This is a genomic window from Streptomyces sp. CG 926 (assembly GCF_003148825.1).
GTDB lineage: Bacteria > Actinomycetota > Actinomycetes > Streptomycetales > Streptomycetaceae > Streptomyces.
Genome location: NZ_QGGZ01000011.1, coordinates 378,558 through 402,358, shown reverse-complemented (window position 1 = coordinate 402,358; position 23,801 = coordinate 378,558). Strand labels below are relative to the sequence as shown.

26 protein-coding genes are annotated in these 23,801 nt (G+C 71.6%); 10 read left to right on the top strand and 16 right to left on the bottom strand.

The window, feature by feature from the left end:
- The coding region (locus tag BCL76_RS39425; protein ID WP_219933984.1) for a hypothetical protein at positions 1 to 189 on the top strand (189 nt) is incomplete at its 5' end.
- Positions 190 to 359: 170 nt separating this feature from the next.
- On the opposite strand, the gene BCL76_RS28930 is transcribed toward BCL76_RS39425, so the two are convergent.
- Positions 360 to 1,001 (bottom strand): DNA-3-methyladenine glycosylase, encoded by a 642-nt coding sequence (locus tag BCL76_RS28930; protein WP_109782290.1) that lies wholly within the window; start codon positions 999 to 1,001, stop codon positions 360 to 362.
- A gap of 109 nt (positions 1,002 to 1,110) precedes the next feature.
- On the opposite strand from BCL76_RS28930, the gene BCL76_RS28925 reads away from it, so the two are divergent.
- Entirely contained in the window at positions 1,111 to 1,893 is a 783-nt protein-coding gene (locus BCL76_RS28925) for a sporulation protein (RefSeq protein WP_109782289.1), read from the top strand.
- Positions 1,894 to 2,080: 187 nt separating this feature from the next.
- On the top strand, positions 2,081 to 2,584 hold the full coding sequence (locus BCL76_RS28920) for an HNH endonuclease (protein WP_109782288.1): 504 nt from the start codon (positions 2,081 to 2,083) through the stop codon (positions 2,582 to 2,584).
- Between the two features lie 59 nt (positions 2,585 to 2,643).
- On the opposite strand, the gene BCL76_RS28915 is transcribed toward BCL76_RS28920, so the two are convergent.
- The 4 genes from BCL76_RS28915 to BCL76_RS28900 all read right to left on the bottom strand — a co-directional run bounded on the left by BCL76_RS28915 (position 2,644) and on the right by BCL76_RS28900 (position 5,859).
- Positions 2,644 to 3,414 (bottom strand): sulfite exporter TauE/SafE family protein, encoded by a 771-nt coding sequence (locus BCL76_RS28915; protein WP_109782287.1) that lies wholly within the window; start codon positions 3,412 to 3,414, stop codon positions 2,644 to 2,646.
- An 89-nt stretch (positions 3,415 to 3,503) separates the two neighbouring features.
- A complete protein-coding gene (locus BCL76_RS28910) occupies positions 3,504 to 4,490 on the bottom strand; it encodes an SPFH domain-containing protein (protein WP_030720088.1) in 987 nt (328 codons plus the stop codon).
- Positions 4,491 to 4,574: 84 nt separating this feature from the next.
- Entirely contained in the window at positions 4,575 to 5,003 is a 429-nt protein-coding gene (locus BCL76_RS28905; protein WP_109782286.1) for an NfeD family protein, read from the bottom strand.
- Positions 5,004 to 5,064: 61 nt separating this feature from the next.
- On the bottom strand, positions 5,065 to 5,859 hold the full coding sequence (locus BCL76_RS28900; protein ID WP_030720092.1) for an ABC transporter ATP-binding protein: 795 nt from the start codon (positions 5,857 to 5,859) through the stop codon (positions 5,065 to 5,067).
- Between the two features lie 136 nt (positions 5,860 to 5,995).
- Here BCL76_RS28900 and BCL76_RS28895 point away from each other — a divergent pair, with 136 nt between their 5' ends.
- The gene (locus BCL76_RS28895; RefSeq protein ID WP_109782285.1) at positions 5,996 to 6,778 is read left to right on the top strand and encodes a hypothetical protein; all 783 of its coding nucleotides are present in this window, start codon (positions 5,996 to 5,998) and stop codon (positions 6,776 to 6,778) included.
- A 137-nt stretch (positions 6,779 to 6,915) separates the two neighbouring features.
- Here BCL76_RS28895 and BCL76_RS28890 read toward each other — a convergent pair whose 3' ends face one another.
- The 4 genes from BCL76_RS28890 to BCL76_RS28870 form a co-directional block, all read right to left on the bottom strand.
- Positions 6,916 to 7,899, bottom strand: coding sequence for a YVTN family beta-propeller repeat protein (locus BCL76_RS28890; protein WP_109782284.1), 984 nt, complete (start codon positions 7,897 to 7,899; stop codon positions 6,916 to 6,918).
- A 126-nt stretch (positions 7,900 to 8,025) separates the two neighbouring features.
- Entirely contained in the window at positions 8,026 to 8,271 is a 246-nt protein-coding gene (locus BCL76_RS28880) for a chaplin (RefSeq protein ID WP_109782337.1), read from the bottom strand.
- Positions 8,272 to 8,421: 150 nt separating this feature from the next.
- Positions 8,422 to 9,084, bottom strand: a complete 663-nt coding sequence (locus BCL76_RS28875) for a response regulator (protein WP_181382770.1) — start codon at positions 9,082 to 9,084, stop codon at positions 8,422 to 8,424.
- Positions 9,077 to 10,240: a GAF domain-containing sensor histidine kinase gene (locus BCL76_RS28870; RefSeq protein ID WP_109782283.1), complete on the bottom strand. Its 1,164-nt coding sequence runs from the start codon at positions 10,238 to 10,240 to the stop codon at positions 9,077 to 9,079. Before BCL76_RS28870 ends, BCL76_RS28875 begins: the two co-directional genes overlap by 8 nt.
- Before the next feature lie 157 nt (positions 10,241 to 10,397).
- Between BCL76_RS28870 and BCL76_RS28865 the strand changes: the two genes are divergently transcribed.
- From BCL76_RS28865 to BCL76_RS28855, 3 genes are all read left to right on the top strand, one after another.
- Entirely contained in the window at positions 10,398 to 11,117 is a 720-nt protein-coding gene (locus BCL76_RS28865; protein ID WP_109782282.1) for an SDR family NAD(P)-dependent oxidoreductase, read from the top strand.
- Complete coding sequence (locus BCL76_RS28860) at positions 11,114 to 12,286, top strand: S-adenosylmethionine:tRNA ribosyltransferase-isomerase (RefSeq protein ID WP_258309948.1); 1,173 nt, start codon at positions 11,114 to 11,116, stop codon at positions 12,284 to 12,286. Before BCL76_RS28865 ends, BCL76_RS28860 begins: the two co-directional genes overlap by 4 nt.
- Before the next feature lie 282 nt (positions 12,287 to 12,568).
- The gene (locus BCL76_RS28855; protein ID WP_109782281.1) at positions 12,569 to 13,249 is read left to right on the top strand and encodes a transglycosylase SLT domain-containing protein; all 681 of its coding nucleotides are present in this window, start codon (positions 12,569 to 12,571) and stop codon (positions 13,247 to 13,249) included.
- A 114-nt stretch (positions 13,250 to 13,363) separates the two neighbouring features.
- Here the strand turns inward: BCL76_RS28855 and BCL76_RS28850 are convergent, their stop codons facing one another.
- A complete protein-coding gene (locus BCL76_RS28850; protein WP_109782280.1) occupies positions 13,364 to 15,913 on the bottom strand; it encodes an FHA domain-containing protein in 2,550 nt (849 codons plus the stop codon).
- Between the two features lie 232 nt (positions 15,914 to 16,145).
- On the opposite strand from BCL76_RS28850, the gene BCL76_RS28845 reads away from it, so the two are divergent.
- The gene (locus BCL76_RS28845) at positions 16,146 to 17,780 is read left to right on the top strand and encodes a streptophobe family protein (RefSeq protein WP_109782279.1); all 1,635 of its coding nucleotides are present in this window, start codon (positions 16,146 to 16,148) and stop codon (positions 17,778 to 17,780) included.
- A gap of 136 nt (positions 17,781 to 17,916) precedes the next feature.
- The gene (gene serB, locus BCL76_RS28840) at positions 17,917 to 19,116 is read left to right on the top strand and encodes a phosphoserine phosphatase SerB (protein ID WP_109782278.1); all 1,200 of its coding nucleotides are present in this window, start codon (positions 17,917 to 17,919) and stop codon (positions 19,114 to 19,116) included.
- An 86-nt stretch (positions 19,117 to 19,202) separates the two neighbouring features.
- Here serB and BCL76_RS28835 read toward each other — a convergent pair whose 3' ends face one another.
- The 4 genes from BCL76_RS28835 to BCL76_RS28825 all read right to left on the bottom strand — a co-directional run bounded on the left by BCL76_RS28835 (position 19,203) and on the right by BCL76_RS28825 (position 21,604).
- Positions 19,203 to 19,724 (bottom strand): SixA phosphatase family protein, encoded by a 522-nt coding sequence (locus BCL76_RS28835; RefSeq protein WP_030720119.1) that lies wholly within the window; start codon positions 19,722 to 19,724, stop codon positions 19,203 to 19,205.
- A 60-nt stretch (positions 19,725 to 19,784) separates the two neighbouring features.
- Positions 19,785 to 20,015: a hypothetical protein gene (locus tag BCL76_RS28830; protein WP_030720123.1), complete on the bottom strand. Its 231-nt coding sequence runs from the start codon at positions 20,013 to 20,015 to the stop codon at positions 19,785 to 19,787.
- A gap of 171 nt (positions 20,016 to 20,186) precedes the next feature.
- Positions 20,187 to 20,306: an SGM_5486 family transporter-associated protein gene (locus tag BCL76_RS40020; RefSeq protein ID WP_252309064.1), complete on the bottom strand. Its 120-nt coding sequence runs from the start codon at positions 20,304 to 20,306 to the stop codon at positions 20,187 to 20,189.
- Positions 20,307 to 20,311: 5 nt separating this feature from the next.
- Positions 20,312 to 21,604 (bottom strand): CynX/NimT family MFS transporter, encoded by a 1,293-nt coding sequence (locus tag BCL76_RS28825; RefSeq protein ID WP_109782277.1) that lies wholly within the window; start codon positions 21,602 to 21,604, stop codon positions 20,312 to 20,314.
- Positions 21,605 to 21,706: 102 nt separating this feature from the next.
- Between BCL76_RS28825 and BCL76_RS28820 the strand changes: the two genes are divergently transcribed.
- Entirely contained in the window at positions 21,707 to 22,411 is a 705-nt protein-coding gene (locus BCL76_RS28820) for a FadR/GntR family transcriptional regulator (RefSeq protein ID WP_109782276.1), read from the top strand.
- Here BCL76_RS28820 and BCL76_RS28815 read toward each other — a convergent pair.
- Together BCL76_RS28815 and fabI are read right to left on the bottom strand one after the other, a co-directional pair.
- Positions 22,392 to 22,760, bottom strand: coding sequence for a hypothetical protein (locus BCL76_RS28815; protein ID WP_181382777.1), 369 nt, complete (start codon positions 22,758 to 22,760; stop codon positions 22,392 to 22,394). The two genes, BCL76_RS28820 and BCL76_RS28815, sit on opposite strands and share 20 nt — an antisense overlap.
- A gap of 267 nt (positions 22,761 to 23,027) precedes the next feature.
- Entirely contained in the window at positions 23,028 to 23,798 is a 771-nt protein-coding gene (fabI, locus tag BCL76_RS28810; protein ID WP_109782274.1) for an enoyl-ACP reductase FabI, read from the bottom strand.
- Positions 23,799 to 23,801 lie beyond the last annotated feature (3 nt).

Genomic DNA, 23,801 nt, shown 5'->3' with positions numbered 1-23,801 from the left:
TTTGGCACGCTGTTGAGTTCTCAAGGAACGGACGCTTCCTTTGTACTCACCCTCTCGGGCTTTCCTCCGGGCTTTCGTTCTGTTCTTGCGTTTCCAACTCTACCAGATCATTTCCGCGCCGTTTCCGGCGGTGGATTTGAATTCGGTGACCGTTGGGGGTCTTTGCCTTTCGGCGCTCCACCACTTTAGCGCTTATCCCTTGCGGCTCATAATCGAGCCACTGGCCAGGAATTCGGGCATGCCGAATAGGACCCCGCCAGGGGTAAGTCGTAGGTAGTGGGTTGGCCGCTCCGGGAGGCTGCTGATAGCAGTGCCCGTTCAAGCGGCTCGGACTACGTTAGGGGTCCGGAAGGTCCGAGTCAAGTTGAGCGGCGGCGTGGTGCGTGGGCGCGGTACGGGCTCACCGTCGGGTCGTTGGTGATCCAGAAGCGGTACGGGTGGGCCGCGCCGGCTCCGCCCACTCCCGTACGCGGGCCGCTGCTCATCAGGTCCGCCGCGGTCGGGGTGCCCGTAAGCAGGGACAAGGGGGAATCGGGGCCCGCGCAGAGGTCGGTGCCGTCGAGGGAGCGGTCCACGTCCAAGGCTGTGGCCAGGCGGGCCGGGCCCTTGGCCAGTTCCCTCGGGCTTCTGGCTGAAACTCGACGTTTGGTGGCCAGGTCGGCCCCCACCGTAACCTCGCCCGCGCGCAGCAGTACCCCGCTCGCACGGCCCGGGGGGCCGCACACCAGGTTGAGGCTGAACCACATGCCGTAGATGAAGTAGACGTACGCGTGTCCGGGTGGACCGAACATGGAGGCGTTGCAGGCGGTGCGGCCGCGGTAGGCGTGGGAGCCGGGGTCGGTCTCCCCCTCGTAGGCCTCCACCTCCGTGATGCGCAGTTCGAGGGGTCCGTCCGTCGTGCGGCGGACGAGGGTGCGGCCCAGGAGGTCCGGGGCCACGGTGAGGACCGGGCGGTCGAAGAAGGACCTGGGCAGGGGCGTACGGTCAGGGCGCGCGCTCATCCGGTCGAGCGTAGTGGAACGCGTCCACCTGGAACCGGGGCCTAAGGTTCCGCGTTGATACGGGGTAGTCGCGGCGTAGTCGCCAGATCCTTTCAAGGGGAGTTAGAGCATGGGCTTCAAGAAGCTGTTCGCGAGCCTGGGCGCCGGTGGTGCTTCGGTCGACACGATCATCACCGAGCCGAACGTCGTGCCGGGCGGAATCGTCCAGGGCGAGGTCCGGATCCAGGGTGGATCCGTGGAGCAGCAGATCGAGGGGCTGTCCGTCGGGCTGCAGGCGCGGGTCGAGGTCGAGGGCGGGGACCAGGAGTACAAGCAGGACATCGTCTTCACCAAGCAGCGTCTGGGCGGTGCGTTCAAGGTTCAGCCCGGCGCGCTGCACGTGGTGCCCTTCGGGCTGGAGATCCCCTGGGAGACGCCGATCACCCACTTCGGTGGGCAGCACCTGCACGGGATGAACATCGGGGTCAGCACCGAGCTGGAGATCGCTCGCGCGGTGGACGCCGGTGACCTCGACGCGATCAACGTGCACCCGGTGCCGGCGCAGCAGGCGATCCTCGATGCCTTCCGCCAGCTCGGCTTCACCTTCCGCAGCGCGGACATGGAGCGCGGGCACATCCGCGGGACGCGCCAGTCGCTGCCCTTCTACCAGGAGATCGAGTTCCTGCCGCCGTCGCAGTACCGCGGGCTGCACCAGGTCGAGCTCACCTTCATCTCCGACGGCCGGGAGATGGACGTCGTGCTGGAGATGGACAAGAAGCCGGGTCTGTTCACCGAGGGCAGCGACACCTACCGCTGCTTCCAGGTGGGGCTGCAGTCGTACCAGGACACGGACTGGGCGGCATACCTGAACCAGTGGATCGCGTCGGTCGGTTCGCAGCGCAACTGGTTCTGACCGGCTTCGGGCTCGGGCCCGAGCCACCTCTCGGCTGATCGTTCCTCGAGCGTTTGCCCGGTCCTGGTCTAAAGAAGGCCAGGACCGGGCATTTTTATTGCGTTGTCCCGCGTGGCGCGCGCGGCCAGAGTGGTTCCGGGCCTTGCCGCCAGGGTGGTCGCGGGCCTGCACACGGGAGGTGGGCGAGATGCGGGACACGCTGGTGCTGAATGCGAGCTTCGAGCCGCTGTCGACAGTGACTCTGAATCGTGCCGTGGTTCTGGTGCTCCAGGACAAGGCCGTCGTCGAACAGTCGCACCCCGAGCTGCGTGTGCGCGCGGCCACCATGGATCTTCCGATGCCCCGGGTGATCAGGCTCTGCAGGTATGTCCGGGTGCCCTTCCGAAGACATGCTCCCTGGTCACGGAGGGGGGTGCTGGTCCGGGACCAGCACCGGTGCGCGTACTGCGGGAAGCGCGCGACGACCGTGGACCACGTACTGCCGCGGGCCCAGGGGGGTGGGGACACCTGGCTGAACACGGTGGCTTCCTGCGCCGAGGACAACCACCGCAAGGCGGCGCGGACTCCGGAGGAGGCGGGGATGCCGCTCCTCCGGAAGCCGTTCGTGCCGTCGCCGGCGGACGCGATGCTGCTGGCCCTGGGGGTGGCTGGGCGGGATGCGCTCCCGGAGTGGCTGGAGCGGTCCGCCTAGCCGGATCCGCCGTATTGATGGATGCGGATCAGCTGAGCGACGTAGTTCTTCTACGTCGCTCAGCTGATGAGCAGTTGGACGATGGCGAGGATGCCTACCGTCACGATGACCGCGCGCAGGATGGTCGGCGAGAGGCGGCGGCCGACCTTGGCTCCGATCTGGCCGCCGATCGTGGAGCCGATGGCGATGAGGACGACGGCGGTCCAGTCGAACTCGGCGACGAAGAGGAAGACGACGGCCGCGATGCCGTTGACCAGAGCGGCGATGACGTTCTTGACGGCGTTGACGCGTTGCAGGTCCTCGCGGAGCAGCAGGCCCATCAGGCCGAGGTAGAGCACGCCCTGGGCGGCGCCGAAGTAGCCTCCGTACGCGCTGGAGAGCAGCATGCCGCCGAGCAGGGCCGGTCCGCCGTCGGGGTGGCGGGTGTCGCCTCCGGCGGCTTCCTCGCGTCGGCGCAGCGCGGCGGCGAGTCGGGGCTGCAGGACGACGAGGACGAGGGCCAGCGCGATCAGGACGGGCACGATCGTGTCGAAGGACTCGGACGGCAGGGTGAGGAGCAGGATCGCGCCCGCGAGTCCGCCGACGAGGGACACGGAGCCGAGCCGCAGGATGCGGGCGCGCTGTCCCTGGAGCTCCTTGCGGTAGCCGATGGCTCCGCTGATCGACCCGGGCACCAGGCCGAGGGTGTTGGACACGTTGGCGGTGACCGGGGGCAGGCCGGTGGCGAGCAGCACCGGGAAGGTGATCAGGGTGCCGGAGCCGACGATGGTGTTGATCGTGCCCGCGCCGATACCGGCGGCGAAGACAGCGAGTGATTCCCAGATGGACATGGACGATGCCATCCCCTTTGCATGAGTGAGTCGCCTCCCCGCCATGAAGGTCGAGGGGCCTCACCGATCATGCATGAAGGGGTGGCCGGTCAGTCGATGGGGGGCTGTTCGCGGCGTTCCGCGCCGTCCTTGTCCCGTGCGGCCGGGATGCCGCCGCCGTCCTTGCCGGCGTTCTGCGGGTTGAAGCCCGAACCGCCGCCCATGGGGCCGAAGTTGCCCATGGCGCCGGAGAGTCCCTTGAGGGCGTCGCCGATCTCGCTCGGCACGATCCAGAGCTTGTTGGCGTCGCCTTCGGCGATCTTCGGAAGCATCTGGAGGTACTGGTAGGCGAGGAGCTTCTGGTCGGCGTCGCCGGCGTGGATGGACTCGAAGACCGTGCGGATGGCCTGGGCCTCGCCCTCGGCGCGCAGTGCGGCGGCCTTGGCGTCACCTTCGGCGCGCAGGATGGAGGACTGCTTCTCACCCTCGGCGCGCAGGATCTCGGACTGCCGGACACCTTCGGCCTGGAGGATCGCGGCGCGCTTGTCGCGGTCGGCGCGCATCTGCTTCTCCATCGAGTCCTGGATGGAGGTCGGCGGCTCGATGGCCTTGAGCTCGACGCGGTTGACGCGGATGCCCCACTTGCCGGTGGCCTCGTCGAGGACGCCGCGCAGGGCCGCGTTGATCTCCTCGCGGGAGGTGAGGGTCCGCTCCAGGTCCATGCCACCGATGATGTTGCGGAGGGTGGTGACGGTGAGCTGCTCGATGGCCTGGATGTAGCTGGCCACTTCGTAGGTCGCGGCCCGCGCGTCGGTCACCTGGTAGTAGATGACGGTGTCGATGTTGACGACCAGGTTGTCCTGGGTGATGACGGGCTGCGGCGGGAAGGGGACGACCTGCTCGCGGAGGTCGATCCGGTTGCGGATCGAGTCGATGAACGGGACGACGATGTTGAGGCCCGCGTTGAGGGTGCGGGTGTAGCGGCCGAACCGCTCGACGATGGCGGCGCTGGCCTGCGGGATCACCTGGATCGTCTTGACCAGTGCGATGAAGACCAGAACCACCAGAATGATCAGGACGATGATGATCGGTTGCATGCGGTTCCCCGTGCCCTTCCGGCTGTCTGTGCTGCCCCGTTGATCGGAGTCTCGCAGACCTTGGGGCCGCGAGCAGGCTGGTTGTCACATGACGACGGCGGTCGCCCCGTCGATCTCCACCACATCGACGGACCGGCCGGGTTCGAAGCTGGTGTCCGCGTCGAGGCTGCGTGCGGACCAGACCTCGCCGGCGAGCTTGATGCGGCCGCCGCTGCCGTCGACCCGTTCCAGGACGACCGCGGATCTGCCCCTCAAGGCGTCGATGCCGCTGCGGTGTTGGGGGCGCTGGTCGCGGTGGCGGTTGGCGATCGGCCGTACGACGGCGATGAGCGCGACCGACACGATGACGAAGACCAGGACCTGGGCCACCACTTCCCCGCCGAGGGCGGCCGTGACGGCGGCCGCGACCGCCCCGACCGCGAACATGCCGAACTCCGGCATGGCGGTCAGGACGAGGGGGATGCCCAGTCCGACCGCGCCGATGAGCCACCAGACCCACGCGTCGATGTCCACATGGTCATGGTAGGTCGGGTGGGCGCGGTCGGGACAGGGTGCGGCGACCCGTAAGAGGGGTTCAGCCGAGGGGAAGGCCCTGGGCGGTCCAGCGGTCGGTCCCGTTGCGCTCGACGACCAGCGGGAGGCCGAAGCAGAGGGAGAGGTTACGGGAGGTCAGTTCGAGGTCGATCGGGCCCGCGGTGACGACCTTGCCCTGACGGATCATCAAGACGTGGGTGAAGCCGGGGGCGATCTCCTCGACGTGGTGCGTGACCATGACCATCGACGGGGCGAGCGGGTCGCGGGCCAGGCGGCCGAGGCGGCGTACGAGGTCCTCGCGACCGCCGAGGTCCAGACCGGCGGCGGGCTCGTCGAGGAGCAGCAGCTCGGGGTCGGTCATCAGGGCGCGGGCGATCAGCGTGCGCTTGCGCTCGCCCTCGGAGAGGGTGCCGAACTTGCGGTCGAGGTACTCGGTCATGCCGAGGCGGTCGAGGAAGGCGCGGGCGCGCTGCTCGTCGACGTCCTCGTACTCCTCCTGCCAGGTCGCCGTCATGCCGTACGCGGCGGTGAGGACGGTCTGCAGGACGGTCTGCCGCTTGGGCAGCTTGTCGGCCATCGCGATGCCGGCGACACCGATGCGGGGGCGCAGCTCGAACACGTCCACCTTGCCGAGGGTGCTGCCGAGGATGGTGGCGGAGCCCTTGGTGGGGAAGAGGTAGCTGGAGGCGAGGTTCAGCAGAGTGGTCTTGCCGGCGCCGTTGGGGCCGAGGATCACCCAGCGCTCCCCCTCCTTCACCGACCAGGAGACCTGGTCCACCAGAGCCCGGCCCTCGCGGACCACGGATACGTCCACCAGCTCCAGAACATCGCTCATGAGCGTGTTGTCACCCCTTGCAGTCACGGTTTGCTGTGCGCGCCGGTAGACGCAGCCCCTATGGGAAAACCTACGCCACTCGGAGCGGGCTCCGGGGCCGGGGCCCGGTGCCGGGGCCGATCCGTAAAGTAGGGGGATGCTTTTCGAACCACGTTCAGGGCGCTTGGCCGCCTGGGGGAACGCACTGCTGGCCGGTCTGGTCTCGCCCGACGAGGCCGTGTTGTCGATCGTGGGCGAGGACGCCGTGCACCGGGTGGAGGGGCTGCCGGGCGAGACGGGCCCGGTCGGGCTCACCCTGGCGCTCGGCCGGCTGCGCGCGTTGGGGGTGTCCGGTCTACGGGTGGCACTGCCGGCGCCGGGGCATCCGCTGGGGCTGAGCGGGCCGCCGGAGTTCAACGCGCGGGCGCTGGAGGCCGAGGAGGCGGTCGTCGCGGTGGGGGCGGCGCTGGGTCTGGTGCCGGAGGTGTCCGAGGCCGGGCCGGCCGGGGACGCGCACGTGTCGGTGACCTGGCACGTGCTGCCGGTCCGGGAGGCCCCGCCGGCCGACGTGCCCTCGCTGAGCGAGGCGGAGCGGGAGCTCGCGGAGGCGCTGCGCGAGGCGACCGAGGTGCTGACCCGGCTGGACGTGGCGGGGTCCGGGCCGGTGGCGGAGGCCGCGTTGTCGGCGTACCGGGCACGGGCCGAGGCCGGACGGGAGGCGCTGGCCCCGGGATACCCGCCGCGGGCCGTGCGGGTACTGGCGCTGGCGCAGCGGGTGGACCTGATGGTGTCGCTGGCGTACGAGAACGGGCACGGGGGCGCGGTGGCCGCCTCGGAGATGGCGGCGCGGGCGGAGGCGTTGCGGCCGGTCGAGCGGGTCGCTCGGCGGGCGCTGGTGGCGGCGTACAACTCGGCCGTCGAGGCGCGCGAGCGGGGGTGACCCCCGGGCGGGGGGATCGGGTGCGCCGCCGCTGCGCGGGCGGCCCCGGCTGCGCCGGGCATCGTGGGGCTCCGCCCCACACCCCGCGCCTCGAACGCCGGCGGGGCTGGGAGTGAGCTGGGTGGGCGCGCCCCGGGTCAGCGCGGTGTCGGTTGCGCCGTGACGCCGGTCGGGCCGTCGCCGACCGGGACCGTGGCCGTCCCGCCCGTTCTCGTGTCGATCACCGACAAGGTGTCCGAGTCGAAGTTGCTGACGTGGACGCTGCAGCCGTCAGGGCCGACCGCGAGACCGTTGGGACCGTCGCCCACGGCGATGGTGTCCGTGACGGTGCGGCTGCGGGTGCTGATCACCGACACGGTTCCCGCGCCGACGTCGGCCACGTAGACGCGGCCGCCGTCCGGTAGTACTTCGATGCCCGCCGGCTGGTCCCCGACCGGGATGCGGTCCGTCTCCGTGCGGGTCCGGGTGTCGACCACCGACACGTCGTCCGAGGTGAGGTTGGAGACGTAGAGGTGTCGGCCGTCGGGGGCGAGGGCCAGGGCGGTGGGTCCGCTGCCCACGGGGACGGTGCCGGTGACCGTGCCGCTGTCGGTGCTGACCACGGAGACGCTGTCGGCGCCGGCGGTGGCGACGTACAGCGTGCGTCCGTCCGGTGTCACCGCCAGGCCCAGGGGCGCGTCGCCCACGGCGATGGTGTCCGTGACGGTGAGGGTGCGGGTGCTGATCACCGACACGGTGCCCGCGCCGACGTCGGCCACGTAGACGTTCCTGTTGTCCGGGGAGACCGTCACCCTGCTCGGTTCGTGCCCGACTCCGACAGTTTCGACGACTGTCCTGGTGCGGGTGTCGACCACCGACACGGTGTCCGCCGCGGAGTTGGTGACGTAGAGGCGGGACCCGTCGGGATCGAGGGCCACGCTGTCGGGCCCGTCCCCCACGGAGACGCTGTCCACGACGGTGTCGGAGCGGGTGTCGACGACCGAGACCGTATCGGAGTGGAGGTTCGCCACGTAGACGAGGCGACCGGGCCGCTCGGGCGGTGCGGCCACCAGTCCTGTCAGGGTCGCCGCCGCGCAGAGCACACCGACAGTACGTAGGGCGACGCCCCGGCTCCTCGTCATGCCGGTCACGCTAGGGGGGCCGGTCGGGCGGCGGGGCGAGGCTCGCGCGGGGGTCGCCCGACCGGCACACCGCCCCGGCCCCGCTTCCCAGGGAGAGGTGGGGAAGCGGGGCCGGGGCGGGGCGGGTCAGGCGTTGACGCCGGTGTTGCCGAAGGCGGGGTTGAGCAGGCCGATCACATTGACCGTGTTGCCCACCACGTTCACGGGGATGTGCACGGGAACCTGGACCTGGTTCCCGGAGGCCACGCCGGGCGAGTTCAGGGCCTCGCCCTCCGCCGACGCACCGCCGTGCGCCGAGGAGACACCGGCGCCGGCGGCGAGGAGGCCGCCCGCGATCATGGTGACGGCTGCGGCCTTCTTGAAGTTCTTCACGTTCTCGTCCTCCAGTACGTCTGCCGCGACCAGCCGTCGCGGCACGCATGGAAGAACGGCCGGCCCACGCTCGGGATACGCCATGTGGGCTACATACACCCGACCGTATGAATCTCAGTCCGGAACGAGACGGTCCGATTTACTGTCGATTCACTCCGCGATTCCGTGCCTGACCGCCCACAATGCGGCCTGGGTCCGATCGGAAAGGTCCAACTTCATCAGGATGTTCGAGACGTGGGTCTTGACCGTCTTCTCGGACAGCACCAGGGCGCGGGCGATCTCGCGGTTGGAGCGCCCGTCGGCGATCAGGCCCAGGACCTCGCGTTCGCGGTCGGTCAGCGAGCCGGGCCGGCCCGCCGGGGCGCCTTGGTCCTCCTGGGAGAGCAGGGCCAGGGCCACCTCCGGCTGGAGGAGCACGTGGCCCGCGTGGACCGAGCGGATGGCTCCGGCCAGCGCCTCCGGATCGATGTCCTTGTAGACGTAGCCGGCCGCGCCGGCCCGCAGGGCGGGGACCACGGTCCGCTGCTCCGTGAAGCTGGTGACGATCAGCACCCGCGCCGGATTCGCCAGCTCGCGCAGCCTGCGCAGCGCCTCGATGCCGTCGGTGCCCGGCATTTTGATGTCCATCAGGATCACGTCGGGCCGCAGCTCCTCGGCGCGGGCGATGCCCTCCTCGCCGTCGGAGGCCTCACCGACCACCTCGATGTCCTCCTGGACCTCCAGGAAGGTGCGCAGGCCCCGCCGGACCACCTGGTGGTCGTCGACCAGCAGTACCCGAATGCCGCTGCCGCCGCGGCCGGTGTGCTCAGCCACCGGGGACCTCCATCTCGATCGTGGTGCCCCGACCGGGCTCCGAGTGCACGGTGAGCCGGCCGCCGACGCCGCTCGCGCGGTCGCGCATGGAGACCAGGCCCAGATGACGGCCCGCCCGGCGGACCACCTGGGGGTCGAATCCCTTGCCGGTGTCGAGGACCGTGAGGACCGCTCCCCCGGCGGGCGTCCGGGCCAGTGTCACCTCGACGCGGTCGCCCTCCGAGTGGCGCAGGGCGTTGTGCAGGGCCTCCTGCGCGACGCGGAGCAGCGCTTCCTCCTGGGTCGCGGGCAGGGCCCGTACGCCCTCGCAGGTGAAGGTGACGTGCGCGGTGTGGGCGCGGTCGAGCACGTGGACGTGCGTACGCAAGGTGGCGACCAGCCCGTCCTCGTCCAGGGCGGCCGGGCGCAGCTCGGTCACGGCGGCGCGCAGTTCGTCGGCGGCCTCCGCGGCCAGGGCGGCCACCTGCTGGAGCTCGTCCTTGGCCCGGGCCGGGTCGCGGTCGACGAGGGCGGCGGCGGCCTGGGCGGTGAGGCGGAGCGAGAAGAGCTTCTGGCTGACGGCGTCGTGCAGCTCGTGGGCGAGCCGGGAGCGTTCCTCGGCGATGGTGAGCTCGCGGCTGCGTTCGTAGAGATGGGCGTTGGTGAGCGCGATGGCCGCGTGCTGGGCGAGGAGGGAGAGGAGTTCCTGGTCCTCGTCGGTGAAGCCCTCGCGGCCGCCCGGGGACCCGCCGCGCTTGTTCGCGAGGAAGAGGGCGCCGAGGGTCTCCTCGCCGTCGCGCACGGGCATGCCGAGGAAGTCGGACATCTCCGGGTGGGCGGCCGGCCAGCCCTCGAAGCGCGGGTCCTGGCGTACGTCGGCCAGGCGCTCGGGGCCGCCCTCGTGGAGCATCGCGGCGAGGATGCCGTGCTGGCGGGGCAGCGGGCCGATGCGGCGCCACTGCTCGGGGCTGATGCCGTCCACGACGAACTGGGCGAAGCCGCCGTGGTCGTCCGGGACGCCCAGGGCCGCGTATTCGGCGTCCAGGAGCTCGCGGGCGGAGACGACGATCGTGCGCAGGACGTCGCGGACCTCCAGGCGGCGGCTCATGGCGAGCAGGGCGGTGCTCACGGCGGCCAGGCCGCTGGGGGGCCCGCCGTGCGGGGTGCTACCGGTCATGGGCTCACCGTACCCGCGGCCTTGACCTGCGGGATCGGGCCGTGGACGTAGGTCGAAGGGCCCTGCCGGGGTGGGGCTCGTGGCCGACGCGGTGGGGGGTGGGCCGTTCCTAGGTTGGGGGCATCTGCTGATCGGTACGGAAGGTGAGGGTGCTGTCATGTCGGTGGCGATCGTGACGGGGGCGTCCAGGGGGCTCGGCCGGGCACTGGCCGGGGAGCTGGCGGCGCGGGGCTGGGACCTGGTGCTGAGCGCGCGGGGTGCGGCGGCGCTGGAGGAGGCCGCGGCGGGGTCTGCGCGGGCGGGCGGGGCCCGGGTGGTGGCGGTGGCCGGGGACGTGTCCTCGGCGGCGCACCGGGCGGCGCTGGTGGCGGCGGCGCGGGAGCTGGGCGGGCTGGACCTGCTGGTGAACAACGCGGGGGTGCTCGGGGCCGAGCCGTTGGTGCCGCTGGCCGAGCACGCGCTGGACGGGTTGCGGGAGGCCTTCGAGGTCAATGTGGTGGGGCCGCTGGGGCTGGTCCAGGAGGGGCTGCCGCTGTTGCGGGCGGCGCGGGCCGGGGCGGTGCTGAACATCAGCTCGGACGCGGCGGTGGTGGCGTACGCGACGTGGGGGGCGTACGGGGCGACCAAGGCGGCGGGGGACCTGATGTCGGCCGTGCTGGCGGTGGAGGAGCCGGGACTGCGGGTGTGGTGGGCCGATCCGGGGTCGATGCGGACGCGGATGATGGCGGCGGCCGAGCCGGGCGAGGACCTGACGGGGCTGCCGACACCGGAGGAGGTGGCTCCGGTGCTGCTGCGGCTGGTGGAGCGGGGGCTGCCGAGCGGGCGGTACACGGCGCCGGAGCTGGCGGCGGAGGCCGATGCGGAGGCCGGGCGGTGAGCGGCGAGCGGGCCCTCCGAGAGGAGGCCCTATATATAACGGACATACCGCCACAATTGCTGGCCCGCATTCCGGCCGAGCAGCGGGGGCCCGGGCGGGGGCGCGACGATGTACGGCTCCTGGTGTCCCGGGGCTGCGAGCAGGTGTCGCTGCACGCCTTCCGGGAGCTGCCGGGGCTGCTGCGGGCCGGGGACGTACTGGTGGTGAACACCTCCGCCACACTGGCGGCCGCCGTGGACGCCCGGCTGGGCGGCGAGGACCTGGTGGTGCACTTCTCGACCCGTGGCGACGACGGCCGCTGGGCGGTGGAGCTGCGCGAGCCGGCCGGTGACGGGACGACCCGGCGACGCGCCGGGGGGCCGGCCGGGGCGGCGCTGGAGCTGCCGGGCGGGTATCGGCTGACCTTGGAGGAGCCCTTGGCGGCGGACGCGGACCGATTGTGGTGGGCGCGAGCCTCGGCCGGGCCCTCGTCGCCGCCCTCGGCGCGAGCCTCGGCCCGGCCCTCCCCCGCGGCGGACGGGGTACCGGCGCTGCTGCGGGCCTACGGGCGGCCGATCCGGTACGCGTACACGCAGCGGGACCAGCCGCTCTCGGCCTATCAGACGGTGTTCGCGGAGCCGGCCGCCGACGGGGCGGGCTCGGCGGAGATGCCGAGCGCGGGCCGACCCTTCACGGCGGAGCTGGTGGCGCGGCTGGTGAGCCGGGGGGTGCAGTTCGCCCCGCTCGTCCTGCACACGGGGGTGGCATCGCAGGAGGCGCACGAGCCGCCGTACCCGGAGCGGTACGAGGTGTCCGCCACGACGGCGGGGCTGGTGAACGCCGCGCGAGCCGCCGGCGGACGGGTCATCGCGGTGGGGACCACGGCGGTGCGGGCCCTGGAGTCGGCGGCGGACGCGCGGGGGCGGGTGCGCCCGGCGGCCGGGTGGACCGATCTGGTGGTGACCCCCGAGCGCGGGGTACGGGTGGTGGACGGGCTGCTGACCGGGCTGCACGAGCCCGAGGCGTCCCATCTGCTGATGCTGGAGGCGGTCGCAGGGCGGGCCGCGGTACGGCTCGGGTACGCCGAGGCACGGGCCCGACTCTGCCTTTGGCACGAGTTCGGGGACGTCCATCTGCTACTCAAGGATGAGAGCCGTGACCATATGCATTGCTCTAGCAACGCACGGTGAAACCGGTACATGTCCGATGTGACCCCGCACATAGGACCCACATCACTTACGAAGTCGCCTAGTGGACGGATAAAGACCCTGTCAGTGCTGTCCCACCTAGCGCCGAGGCCTGAAATCGGGCCTCGGCGCCCGCGCGTGATCCACTAAGCAGGATCGTACGTCACACCTTTGCCACAGGATTTTGCCGCCGCTAAGAATTGCTCCCGTCGCACAGCACCGCGGATCCCCGGATCCACAAAGCGCCTTCCTGCGACTCCCGCTATTCGAAGAGGTTGCCCCGCCATGTCTGCTTCCCGTATCCCCGGTCACAGTCGTCTGACGAAGGCACACAAGCTGTCCATCGCCGGTGTCGCCACCCTGAGCGCCGCCGCCGTCGCCTTCTCCCTCGCACCGGCCGGCGCCGCCGAGGTCCAGACGGTCAACGCCGCCCCCGTCGCCTGGACCCAGGCCGTCGGTGGCGCGCAGACGAAGACGCTGCAGGGCCACCTCTCCGCGCAGAACGTCATCTCCCAGGCGAACGCCAAGGCCGCCGCCAAGATCAAGGCCGACGCCGACGCGAAGGCCAAGGCCGAGGCCGCCGCGAAGAAGGCCCGCGAGCAGAAGGCTGCCGCCAGCCGCTCCGCCGCCCGCACCCCGGTCTTCGCGAACAACCTCGACGGCTGGATCAAGGAAGCCCTCTTCATCATGAAGAAGGAGGGCATTCCGGGCACCTACGCCGGAATCCACAAGAACGTCATGCGCGAGTCCAGCGGTAACCCGATGGCGATCAACAACTGGGACATCAACGCCCAGAACGGCATCCCCAGCAAGGGTCTGCTCCAGGTCATCCTTCCGACCTTCAAGGCGTACCACGTCAAGGGCACCAAGTTCGACCAGTACGACCCGGTCGCCAACATCGTCGCCGCCTGCAACTACGCGGCCGACCGCTACGGCTCCATGGACAACGTCAACAGCGCCTACTAGGCCCTGACGTACCCAAACCCCCCATGCGCCTCAGGGCGGCACCCGGACTTCCGGATGCCGCCCTGAGGCGTTCGTCGTGCGCGCGAGCGGTCCTGCCGCCCGCGCGCCCGGGTCCTACTTGCCCGCGCGCATGACCTCGGGCTCGTGGCGGCGCAGCAGGCGCTGCACCGCGAAGCCGCAGGCGACGCCGATGAGCAGCAGGATGGTGATGTTCAGGCTCCACTGCCCGATCGTGGCGTCCCAGAGCGGGTCGGTGTTCGTCGGGTTCTCCGCGTCCCACGGCGGCATGAGCTTGCCGAGGTTCAGCGTGGTGCCGGCGGCGGCGATGGCCCAGCGGGACGGCATCAGCCAGGCGAACTGCTCCAGGCCCGGGGAGTCGTACACCTGGAAGAGGATGCCGGTGAAGACGACCTGGACGATCGCGAACATGACCAGCAGCGGCATGGTCTTCTCGGCGGTCTTCACCAGCGAGGAGATCACCAGGCCGAACATCATCGAGGTGAAGCCGAGCGCGATGACCGACAGGCAGATCTCGACGGCCGGCGGCATGATCAGGCCCTCGGCGGGCAGGTCGCGCGGGAAGAAGCCGATCGCGCAGATGATCACGCCCTGGATGGCCGTGATGACACCGAGGACGATCACCTTCGACATGAGGTACGCGGAGCGGTACAGGCCCGTCGCGCGTTCTCGCTCGTAGATGACCCGTTCCTTGATCAACTCTCGGACCGAGTTGGCGGCGCCCGAGAAGCACATGCCGACCGCGAGGATCAGCATGATCGTGCCGGCGTCGCCGTTGAAGCGGGACGGCGCGACGGGCGGCGCGAGACCGAACTTCGCGGGGATCACCGTGGAGACCACGCCCAGGACCGCGGGCAGGAGCACCATCAGCGCCAGGAAGCCCACGTCCGACGCGATCACCGAGACGTAGCGGCGCATCAGCGTCCACAGCTGCGAGCCCCAGCCCTGCGGCTTGGTCGGGCGCATGTGCTGGGCCGGAGGCATCGCGACGGACTGCGGGGCGACCGCGTCGATGTCGGCGGCGTAGAGCTGGTAGTGCTGGGAGCCCTTCCAGCGGCCGGCCCAGTCGTAGTCACGGTAGTTCTCGAAGGCCGAGAACACGTCCGCCCACGTGGTGTAGCCGAAGAAGTTCAGCGCCTCGTCCGGCGGACCGAAGTACGCGACCGACCCGCCCGGGGCCATGACCAGCAGCTTGTCGCAGATGGCCAGCTCGGCGACCGAGTGGGTGACGACGAGGACCGTGCGGCCGTCGTCGGCGAGGCCGCGCAGCAGCTGCATGACGTCGCGGTCCATGCCCGGGTCGAGGCCCGAGGTCGGCTCGTCCAGGAAGATCAGCGACGGCTTGGTGAGCAGCTCCAGGGCCACGGACACGCGCTTGCGCTGACCACCCGAGAGCGCGGTGATCTTCTTGTCCTTGTGGATGTCGAGCTTGAGCTCGCGCAGCACCTCGTCGATACGGGCGGCGCGCTCGGACTCGGCGGTGTCGCCGGGGAAGCGGAGCTTGGCCGCGTACTTCAGGGCCGTACGGACGCGCAGCTCCTTGTGCAGGATGTCGTCCTGCGGGACCAGGCCGATGCGCTGGCGGAGCTCCGCGAACTGCTTGTACAGGTTGCGGTTGTCGTAGAGGACGTCGCCCTGGTCGGCGGGCCGGTAGCCGGTCAGCGCCTTGAGCAGGGTGGACTTACCGGAGCCCGAGGGTCCGATGACGCCGATCAGCGACTTCTCCGGGACGCCGAAGGTGACGTCCTTGAGGATCTGCTTGCCGCCGTCGACCGTGACCGTGAGGTGGCGGGCCGAGAAGGAGACCTCGCCGGTGTCGACGAACTCCTCGAGGCGGTCGCCGACGATCCGGAACGTCGAGTGGCCGACGCCGACGATGTCGTTCGGGCCGAGCAGCGCGGTGCCGGACTTCGCCAGCGGCTGACCGTTGACGTAGGTGCCGTTGTGGCTGCCGAGGTCGTGGATCTCGAAGCGGCCGCCGGGCATCGAGCGGAACTCGGCGTGGTGGCGGGAGACCTGGAGGTCGGAGACCACCAGCTCGTTCTCCAGCGCACGGCCGATCCGCATGACGTGGCCCAGCGAGAGCTGGTGGAACGTCGTCGGGCTGCGGTCCCCGTAGGCCGGGGCCCCGCCCTGCGCCAGGTGGGGAGCCGCGGCGCCCTGCTGGTGCGGGAGGTGGACCTGCTGCTGCTGAGGCGGCTGCTGCGCGTGCTGCTGCTGTTCCCAGGCCTGCTGCTGGGGCTGCTGCTGCGGGACCTGGTAGGCCGGGGCCTGCGGCTGGGCGTACGCCTGGGCCGGGGCCTGCTGTGCCTGCTGTGCCTGCTGCGCCACGGCCGGCTGCGGCGCAGCGGCTCCGACGGTGCTCAGATTCAGCCGCGGGCCGTCCGTCGCGTTGCCCAGGTGGACCGGCGTGCCGGGCACGAGCTCGGTCTGCTGGACCCTGGCCCCGTGCACGTAGGTGCCGTTGGTGCTGCCGTGGTCCTCGATGCCCCAACCCCGGCCGTTCCAGGTGATGGTGGCATGCCGCCACGACACCCGGGCATCGTCGATCACCACGTCTCCCTGGGGGTCACGCCCCAGCGAGTACGACCTGGACGGATCGAGCGTCCAGGTCCTTCCATTCAATTCCAGTACGAGTTCCGGCACTCCAGCCCCACTTAAGTCCCCCGAGAATCCCCCATGACGTCAGGGAGTCTAGGGATGGCGAACATCCGGGGGAACTATTTCAGGCCTACAGCCGTATGTGGAATCCGGGCCTTGCCGGGGCGTCTACGACTGCCCGTTGACGGGGTCGAAAGTCACCCGGAGAGTGAGATACGGGACTTCTCGCCCGGTGGTCCCGTCGCGTACCGCTCGGTAGGCATCGGGGGTTCACCGTATGCGCCGCATCCGTTGGGGGGACGTGCTGCTGTCCGCCGTCGCCACCGTGGGCTGGTCCCTGATCGTGATGGCGGGAGTGGCCGGAGTCGGGCTGCACCTGCTGGGCGCCGACGCCGCGGCCTTCGGTGCCGCCGCCGGTACCGACGCCGGTGCCACGGAAGGCTCGCTCGGCGCGATGACGGCCGCCGCCGTGGTCCTCGCGGTCGGTGGAACCGTGACCCCCTCCGGTGACGTCTCGGTCCTCGGAGTCACCGGCGCGGGCGCCGAAACCTCCCTGGACGTGATGCCCTTGGGGGTGTCACTGGCCGGAGCGCTGGTCCTGGCGCTGTTGTTCCTGCGTTCGCTGCGGGCCGGGGCGGGCCACGGGGAGACGGCGGCCAGGGTGGCGGTCCTCGCGGCACTGTTCGTCGCGACGGCGGGCGCACTGGCGTGGGCCGGGCACGACGCGGTCACGCTCGACGGGACGCTGCCGCTGCCGAGGACCCCCGCGAAGGTCGAGATCCCGGGGATCGGCGACATCGGCGGGCTGCTCCCGGACCGCGTCGGGGACCTGATCGAGACCCGGACCCGGGTGGGGTTCTCGGTGGAGCTGGGGCCGACCCTGCTGGGCGCGGGGCTCTGGGTGCTCGCCGTACTGGCGCTCGCGCTGCTGGTCTCGCGGCGCGGGCCGGCCACGGCGGCCCGGCTGCGTCCGGTGGTCTCGGCGGTGGTGGCGATGCTGCTGGTCGCGGTGGCGGCGGGGTGGGCCGCGGCGGTGTGGGCGGCGCTGGGCGACGACCACCCCCGTCGGGTGCTGGGCGGAGCCCTGTTGGGGGCGCCGAACGGGAGCTGGCTGGGGGTGCTGTCGGGGCTGTTCGTGCCGGTCCGCGGCCAGGTCACCGGGGCTCCGGCCCGGTTGCTGCCCGATCCGCTGGACGATCTGGTGGCGGGGCCCGCGCGGGATCCGGTGACGGTGGCCCGCCTGGCGGAGTACGACGGACGGATCTGGCTGCTGGTCGCGGGGGCGGCCGTGCTGCTGCTCTACGCGGGCGTACTGGCGGCCGTACGGACACCGGCGCGCGGGGTCCTGGGGTGCGCGGCGCGGCTGTCGGCCGCCACCGGGGTGGCCCTGGCGGTGCTGGTGTGGCTGACGGGCTTCTCAGCGGGAGCCTCGCTCGCGGTGCCGGGTGTGGACGCGGTGGACGCGGGGGTGGAGCTGCGCGGGGACGTGCTGTACGCGCTGCTGCTGGGCGCGCTCTGGGGGGCGGTGGCCGGTGCGGCGGGTGCGGCCCTGGTTCCCCGGGGGCGGTCGGCCCTGCCCCGGTCGGCCGGCGCGCCGGGGCCCGCACCCGGGTGGCCCGTACCGGGGTGGCCGGGTCCCGGGGCGCCCACGGCCCCGTACTCCGGTGCCGGACCGTACGGCGGGCCCCCGCCCGGTGGTCCGCGGCCCGCGGGGGGCGGGGAGGCGGACGGCTCCTGGGACGTGACCGTGACCGGCGTCCCGCCCTGGTCGCCCGGATCGCCCAGGTCGCCCAGGTCGCCCAGGACGTCGAAGCCGCCCCGCCGGGAACCGTTCGTTCCGCCTCCCCCGCCGGGAGGTCCGCCGCCTCCGCCGAAGCCTTTGAACCCGCCGCCGCCACCGCCACCGCGGTGAGGGGGCGGCGGCGGGTTGCGGAGCCCTGTTCCCCGTCCGCCCTTACGCCGCCGCGCCGGCCCGCGGTCGGCGCGAGCGTTCAAGACGTGGGACGGGGGTCCGGGGGGCCGGGCCGGGAAGATACGGTGAGGGCACCATGAGCGCATCGCAGACCTCCGACGTCCCCACCCTCCTCGTCAAGATCTTCGGCAAGGACCGTCCCGGGATCACCGCCGGGCTGTTCGACACCCTCGCCGCCTACTCCGTCGACGTCGTCGACATCGAGCAGGTCGTCACCCGTGGCCGCATCGTCCTGTGCGCCCTCGTCACCAAGCCCACCGGCGGAGCCGAGGGCGACCTGCGGGCCACCGTCCACAGCTGGGCCGAATCCCTCAAGATGCAGGCCGAGATCCTCTCCGGCACCGGTGACAACCGGCCGCGTGGCAGCGGCCGCTCGCACGTCACCGTGCTCGGGCACCCGCTCACCGCCGAGTCCACGGCCGCCATCGCCGCCCGGATCACCGAGACCGGCGGCAACATCGACCGTATCTTCCGCCTCGCCAAGTACCCGGTGACAGCGGTGGAGTTCGCCGTCTCCGGCGTCGAGACCGAGCCGCTGCGCACCGCACTGGCCACCGCCTCCGCGCACATCGGCGTGGACGTGGCCGTGGTCTCCGCCGGACTGCACCGCCGGGCGCAGCGCCTGGTCGTCATGGACGTGGACTCGACCCTCATCCAGGACGAGGTCATCGAGCTGTTCGCCGCGCACGCCGGGTGCGAGGCCGAGGTGGCCGAGGTCACCGAGCGGGCCATGCGCGGTGAGCTGGACTTCGAACAGTCGCTGCACGCCCGGGTGGCGCTGCTCGCGGGCCTGGACGCGTCGGTCGTGGACAAGGTCCGCGCCGAGGTGCAGCTGACCCCGGGCGCGCGGACCCTGATCCGTACGCTCAAGCGGCTCGGCTACCAGGTGGGTGTGGTCTCCGGCGGTTTCACGCAGGTGACGGACGATCTGCGGGAGCGGCTGGGGCTGGACTTCGCCTCCGCCAACACCCTGGAGATCGTCGACGGGAAGCTGACGGGCAAGGTCACCGGCGAGATCGTGGACCGGGCCGGCAAGGCCCGGCTGCTGCGGCGCTTCGCCGCGGAGGCCGACGTACCGCTGTCCCAGACGGTGGCGATCGGCGACGGCGCCAACGACCTGGACATGCTGAACGCGGCCGGGCTGGGCGTGGCCTTCAACGCCAAGCCGGTGGTACGCGAGGCCGCGCACACCGCGGTGAACGTGCCATTCCTCGACGCGGTGCTGTATCTGCTCGGGATCACCCGCGAGGAGATCGAGGCCGCGGACCTGGCCTGACCCCAGACGCGCGCGAACGGGCCCCGGCAGCCGATGCGGTTGCCGGGGCCCGTCGTCGTCCGGGCCGGACCGGGGTCCGGGGTGGGTCAGAGGCCCTTGGGGGTCCAGTAGTCGAGCAGTGTGCCCACTCCGTGTTCCACGGACTTCCACGATCCGGTGAAGGAGACCACCGCGAGGGCCGCGGTCGGGAAACCCGTACGGGTCATGCGCGTCAGGGTGTCGCCCTCCGCGCGCCCCGAGAGGGCGTCGGCGAGGGCGTGCATGCCGGGGTTGTGCCCGATGACGAGGAGGTCCGAGACCTCGTCGGAGGTCTCGTTGAGCAGGGCGATGAGCTCGCCCAGCGAGGCGTCGTAGAGCCTCTCCTCGTAGTGGGTCTTCGGCCGGTGCGGCATCTCCTGGACGGCCAGCTTCCAGGTCTCGCGGGTGCGGGCCGCGGTGGAGCACAGGGCCAGGTCGAAGACGATGCCGGTTTCGGCGAGCTTCAGACCGACGGCCGGCGCGTCCTTGCGGCCTCGTTCCGCGAGCGGGCGATCATGGTCGGACACCTCGGGCCAGTCGGCCTTGGCGTGCCGGAGGAGGGCGATCCTGCGGGGTGTGTCGGCGCTCATGACTCCCAGCTTCGCACGAAACGAGCCACGGGGTGCAGGGCGTTGAGGGAGCGCGGGAGGTCAGCCGACGGCGCGCAGGAGCTGCTCGGCGACCTGGACCAGTCCCGAGGCCTCGCCGGTGGCCGCGTGGGCCTCACCGGATCCGGCGAGGAGCAGCAGGAGGAGCCCGAAGGCGAGGGCGGGCAGGGCGAGGGCCCACCAGTGCAGTCGGGTGCCGACGGCGGTGGTGGCGCGGGCCCGGGGGCCGGACGGGCCCGGCGGGAGGGGCCTGATGTGCGTGGGGGCCGACATGGCCGCCTCCGTGGGTGTGGACCGGACTGACTCGCTGCCTACGAATCTATGGATCCGGGGCAGGGCTTCCCATCCGGGGCACACCCCACTTCACCCTGAGCCTGACCCCCTAGGGGTGGTGGGGTTAACCCCCCTCTCCCCCTGGGGTCCGCCCGCGCGGGGACGCCGTGCTCAGGGGGAGGCGATCGTGGCGATGACGGAGATGATCACGGTCACGGCAAGGAACGCCCCGAGCACGAGGCCGAGCTTCTTGCGGCCGTCCTGCGGGTTCGGTTCAAGTACGGGCGACATGTCGGTCAGTCTCCCATGCCGCATTCGTCCTCGATCGTGCGGTCCCGTCCGGCGAGGACGCCCAGGACGATCTGCGGCAGGAGCAGTCCTGCCATCAGGGCGAGCGGCAGGTCCCAGCCGCCGCTGTGCTGGTAGAGGGCGCCGATGAGGAGGGGGCCGGGGATGGAGATGAGGTAGCCGGTGCTCTGGGCGAAGGCGGAGAGCTTGACCACGCCGGCCGGGGACTTGGCGCGCAGCCCGATGAGGGTGATGACCAGGGGGAAGGCGCAGTTGGAGACGCCGAGCAGCAGCGCCCAGGCCCAGGCGCCGGCGGCGGGGGCGAGGTAGAGCCCGACGTAGCCGATGAGGCCGAAGACGCCGAGGGTGACGGCGATGGCGCCCTGGTTCTTCATCCGGGCGGCGAGGCCGGGGATGACGAAGGCCAGCGGGACGCCCATGACCATGGTGACGGCGAGGAGCACTCCGGCGGTGGAGGCGGAGACCCCGGCGTCGCGGAAGATCTGCGGGAGCCAGCCCATGGTGATGTACGCACCGGTGGCCTGGAGGCCGAAGTAGCAGGCCAGGGCCCAGGCGGTGCGGCTGCGGCCGACCCGGGGGCCGGCCCCCGGGGCGACGGGGCCGGCGGTGGCCACGGCCCGGTCGACGCGCCGGGAGGCGCGGGCGACGGGCAGCCAGGGCAGTACGGCGAGCAGCGCGAGCACGGCCCAGACCAGCAGGCCGGTGCGCCAGCTGCCGCCGAGCGCGTCGGTCAGCGGGACGGTCGCGGCGGCGGCGAGGGAGGTGCCGGCGGCCAGGGACATGGAGTACAGGCCGATCATGGTGCCGACCCGGTCCGGGAAGTAGCGCTTGACGATCACCGGGAGCAGCACGTTGGTGAGGGCTATGCCGGCCAGCGACAGGGCGCTGGCGGCGAGGAAGCCGACGGGGCCGTTCGCGAAGGGCCGGACGAGCAGGCCGGCGGCGACCGCGACCATGCCGGCGCAGACGACGGCGGCCGGGCCGAAGCGGCGGGAGAGCCGGGGTGCGGTGACACCGAAGACGGCGAAGCAGAGGGCGGGGACGGAGGTGATCAGTCCGGCGACGGTGCCGCTCATGCCGAGGCCCGTGCGGGTCTCCTCGAAGAGGGCGCCGAGGCTGGTGATGGCGGGCCGCAGGTTGAGGGCGGCCAGCACGATGCCGACGACGAGCACCGGGCCGAGCCAGGTCGGCTGCGCCGTTGCTTGCGGGGTGATGGCCGGGGCACGCGTCGCGGCGGCCCCGGCGGACCGGTCGAGCGTCTGGGTTTCTTCGTCGGGCATTCAACCATCATAGAATCATGGGATGATTGGTTGTCCAGTCGCCGGTAGCCGCTCGCCGGTCGTTCGTGAAGTCGTTCGTGAAGTCGCTCCCGAGAGGAACCCATGCCGCTGACCTCGCCCCGGCGCTCCGCACTCGTCGATCAGGTGATCGCCCAGCTGCGGAACCAGATCACGTCCGGCGAGTGGCCGGTGGGCGCCCGCATCCCGACCGAGCCGGAGCTCGTCGAGCTGCTCGGGGTCGCCCGCAACACGGTGCGCGAGGCCGTTCGGGCCCTGGCGCACAACGGGCTCCTCGACATCCGGCAGGGCTCGGGTACGTACGTCATCGCCACCAGTGAGCTGGCCGGTGTGATGCACCGTCGCTTCGCCGGGGCCGAGCCGCGGCACATCGCCGAGCTGCGGTCCACGCTGGAGTCCTCGGCCGCCCGACTGGCGGCGGAGCGGCGCACCGAGCGGGACCTCGTACAGCTGGACGCCCTGCTGGCGCGCCGCGAGGAGGCCTGGGCGGGCGGGGACGCGGAGGTGTTCGTGGCGGCGGACGTGAGTCTGCACATGGCGGTGGTGACCGCCTCGCACAACGACGTGTTGATCGAGCTGTACGCGGACCTCGGCGACCTGGTGGCCGACTGGTTGCGGGCGGACGTGGGCAGCGAGCTGAACCCTTCGGCCCATCTGGACCACGCCCGGCTGATCGAGGCGATCCGGCGGGGCGACGGGGACGCGGCGGCCTCGGAGGCCGCGGCCTATCCCTTCGTCTGCCTCAGCAAGAACGCGCAGGACGCCCCGCTCACGGGCGCCGGTGGCTGACCCAGGCCGAGCGGACCTCTTTCCAGCAGCGGCCGACGAGCTCGGTCCGGCCGGCCGGACCGATGGCCACGGCGACGCCGTCGCCGTCCACGTCCCACCAGCGGTCGCACTCGACGTGCAGCCGTACGAGGTCGGTCTCCGGATAGGCGTTGTGGCAGTACGCCGACACCTGGGAGCCCTGGATCACGGTGTCGCAGTCGGCTCCGAAGAGTTCACCCCCTGCGGGCCGTGCGGGCTGCGCGGGGGGTTCGGCGGGGATGTCGGCGAGGTCCACGACGGCGGGGGCCGCCGCCTCGGGGCCGGGTGCGGATTCCTCCCCCACGGGCTGCGCGGCGGCTCCGGGGACCATGAGTCCGGTCAGGATCACGGACGTGACCAGCACGGATACAACTCGGCTCGGCCTCGCGCGCACTCCTACCTCCTCCCCGCAGGAGCCGAGAAGATCCCGGCCTGGTCAGTTTGCAGGCATCTGTCCCGGTTTTCGACTCGGGAAGATCCGGTCGGCCGGTGAACATGCGATCGAGCACGCCCCCGCGGAGCGCGAAAACGGCGGCGGCCGCGCCTCCCGGAAGGGAAGCGCGGCCGCCGCCGTACGACGTGGGGGACCGATCGGGGATCAGGCACCCATCGCGTGCAGGCCGCCGTCCACGTGGACGATCTCGCCCGTGGTCTTCGGGAACCAGTCGGACAGCAGCGCCACGACGCCCTTGCCCGTCGGCTCCGGGTCGCTCATGTCCCAGTTCAGCATGGAGCGGGTGTTCCAGACCTCCGCCAGCTCACCGAAGCCCGGGATGGACTTCGCGGCCATCGAGCCGATCGGACCGGCCGAGACCAGGTTGCAGCGGATGTTCTCCTTGCCCAGGTCGCGGGCGAGGTAGCGACTGGTGGCCTCCAGGGCCGCCTTGGCCGGGCCCATCCAGTCGTACTGCGGCCAGGCGAACTGCGCGTCGAAGGTGAGGCCGACGATGGCCGCGCCCTCCGCCGGGAACAGCGGCTTGCAGGCCATGGCCAGCGACTTCAGCGAGAACGCCGAGACGTGCATGGCGGTGGCCACCGACTCGAACGGCGTGTTCAGGAAGTTGCCGCCGAGGGCGTCCTGCGGCGCGAAGCCGATGGAGTGGACGACGCCGTCGAGGCCGCCGAGCTCGTCACGGACGAGGCCCTCCAGGCGGGCCAGGTGCTCGTCGTTGGTGACGTCGAGCTCGATCACCTTGACCGGCTTCGGCAGCTTCTTCGCGATGCGCTCGGTCAGCGACGGACGCGGCCACGCGGTGAGGATGACCTCGGCGCCCTGCTCCTGGGCCAGCCGGGCCGTGTGGAAGGCGATGGAGGACTCCATCAGCACACCCGTGATGAGGATGCGCTTGCCCTCGAGAATTCCGCTCATGGT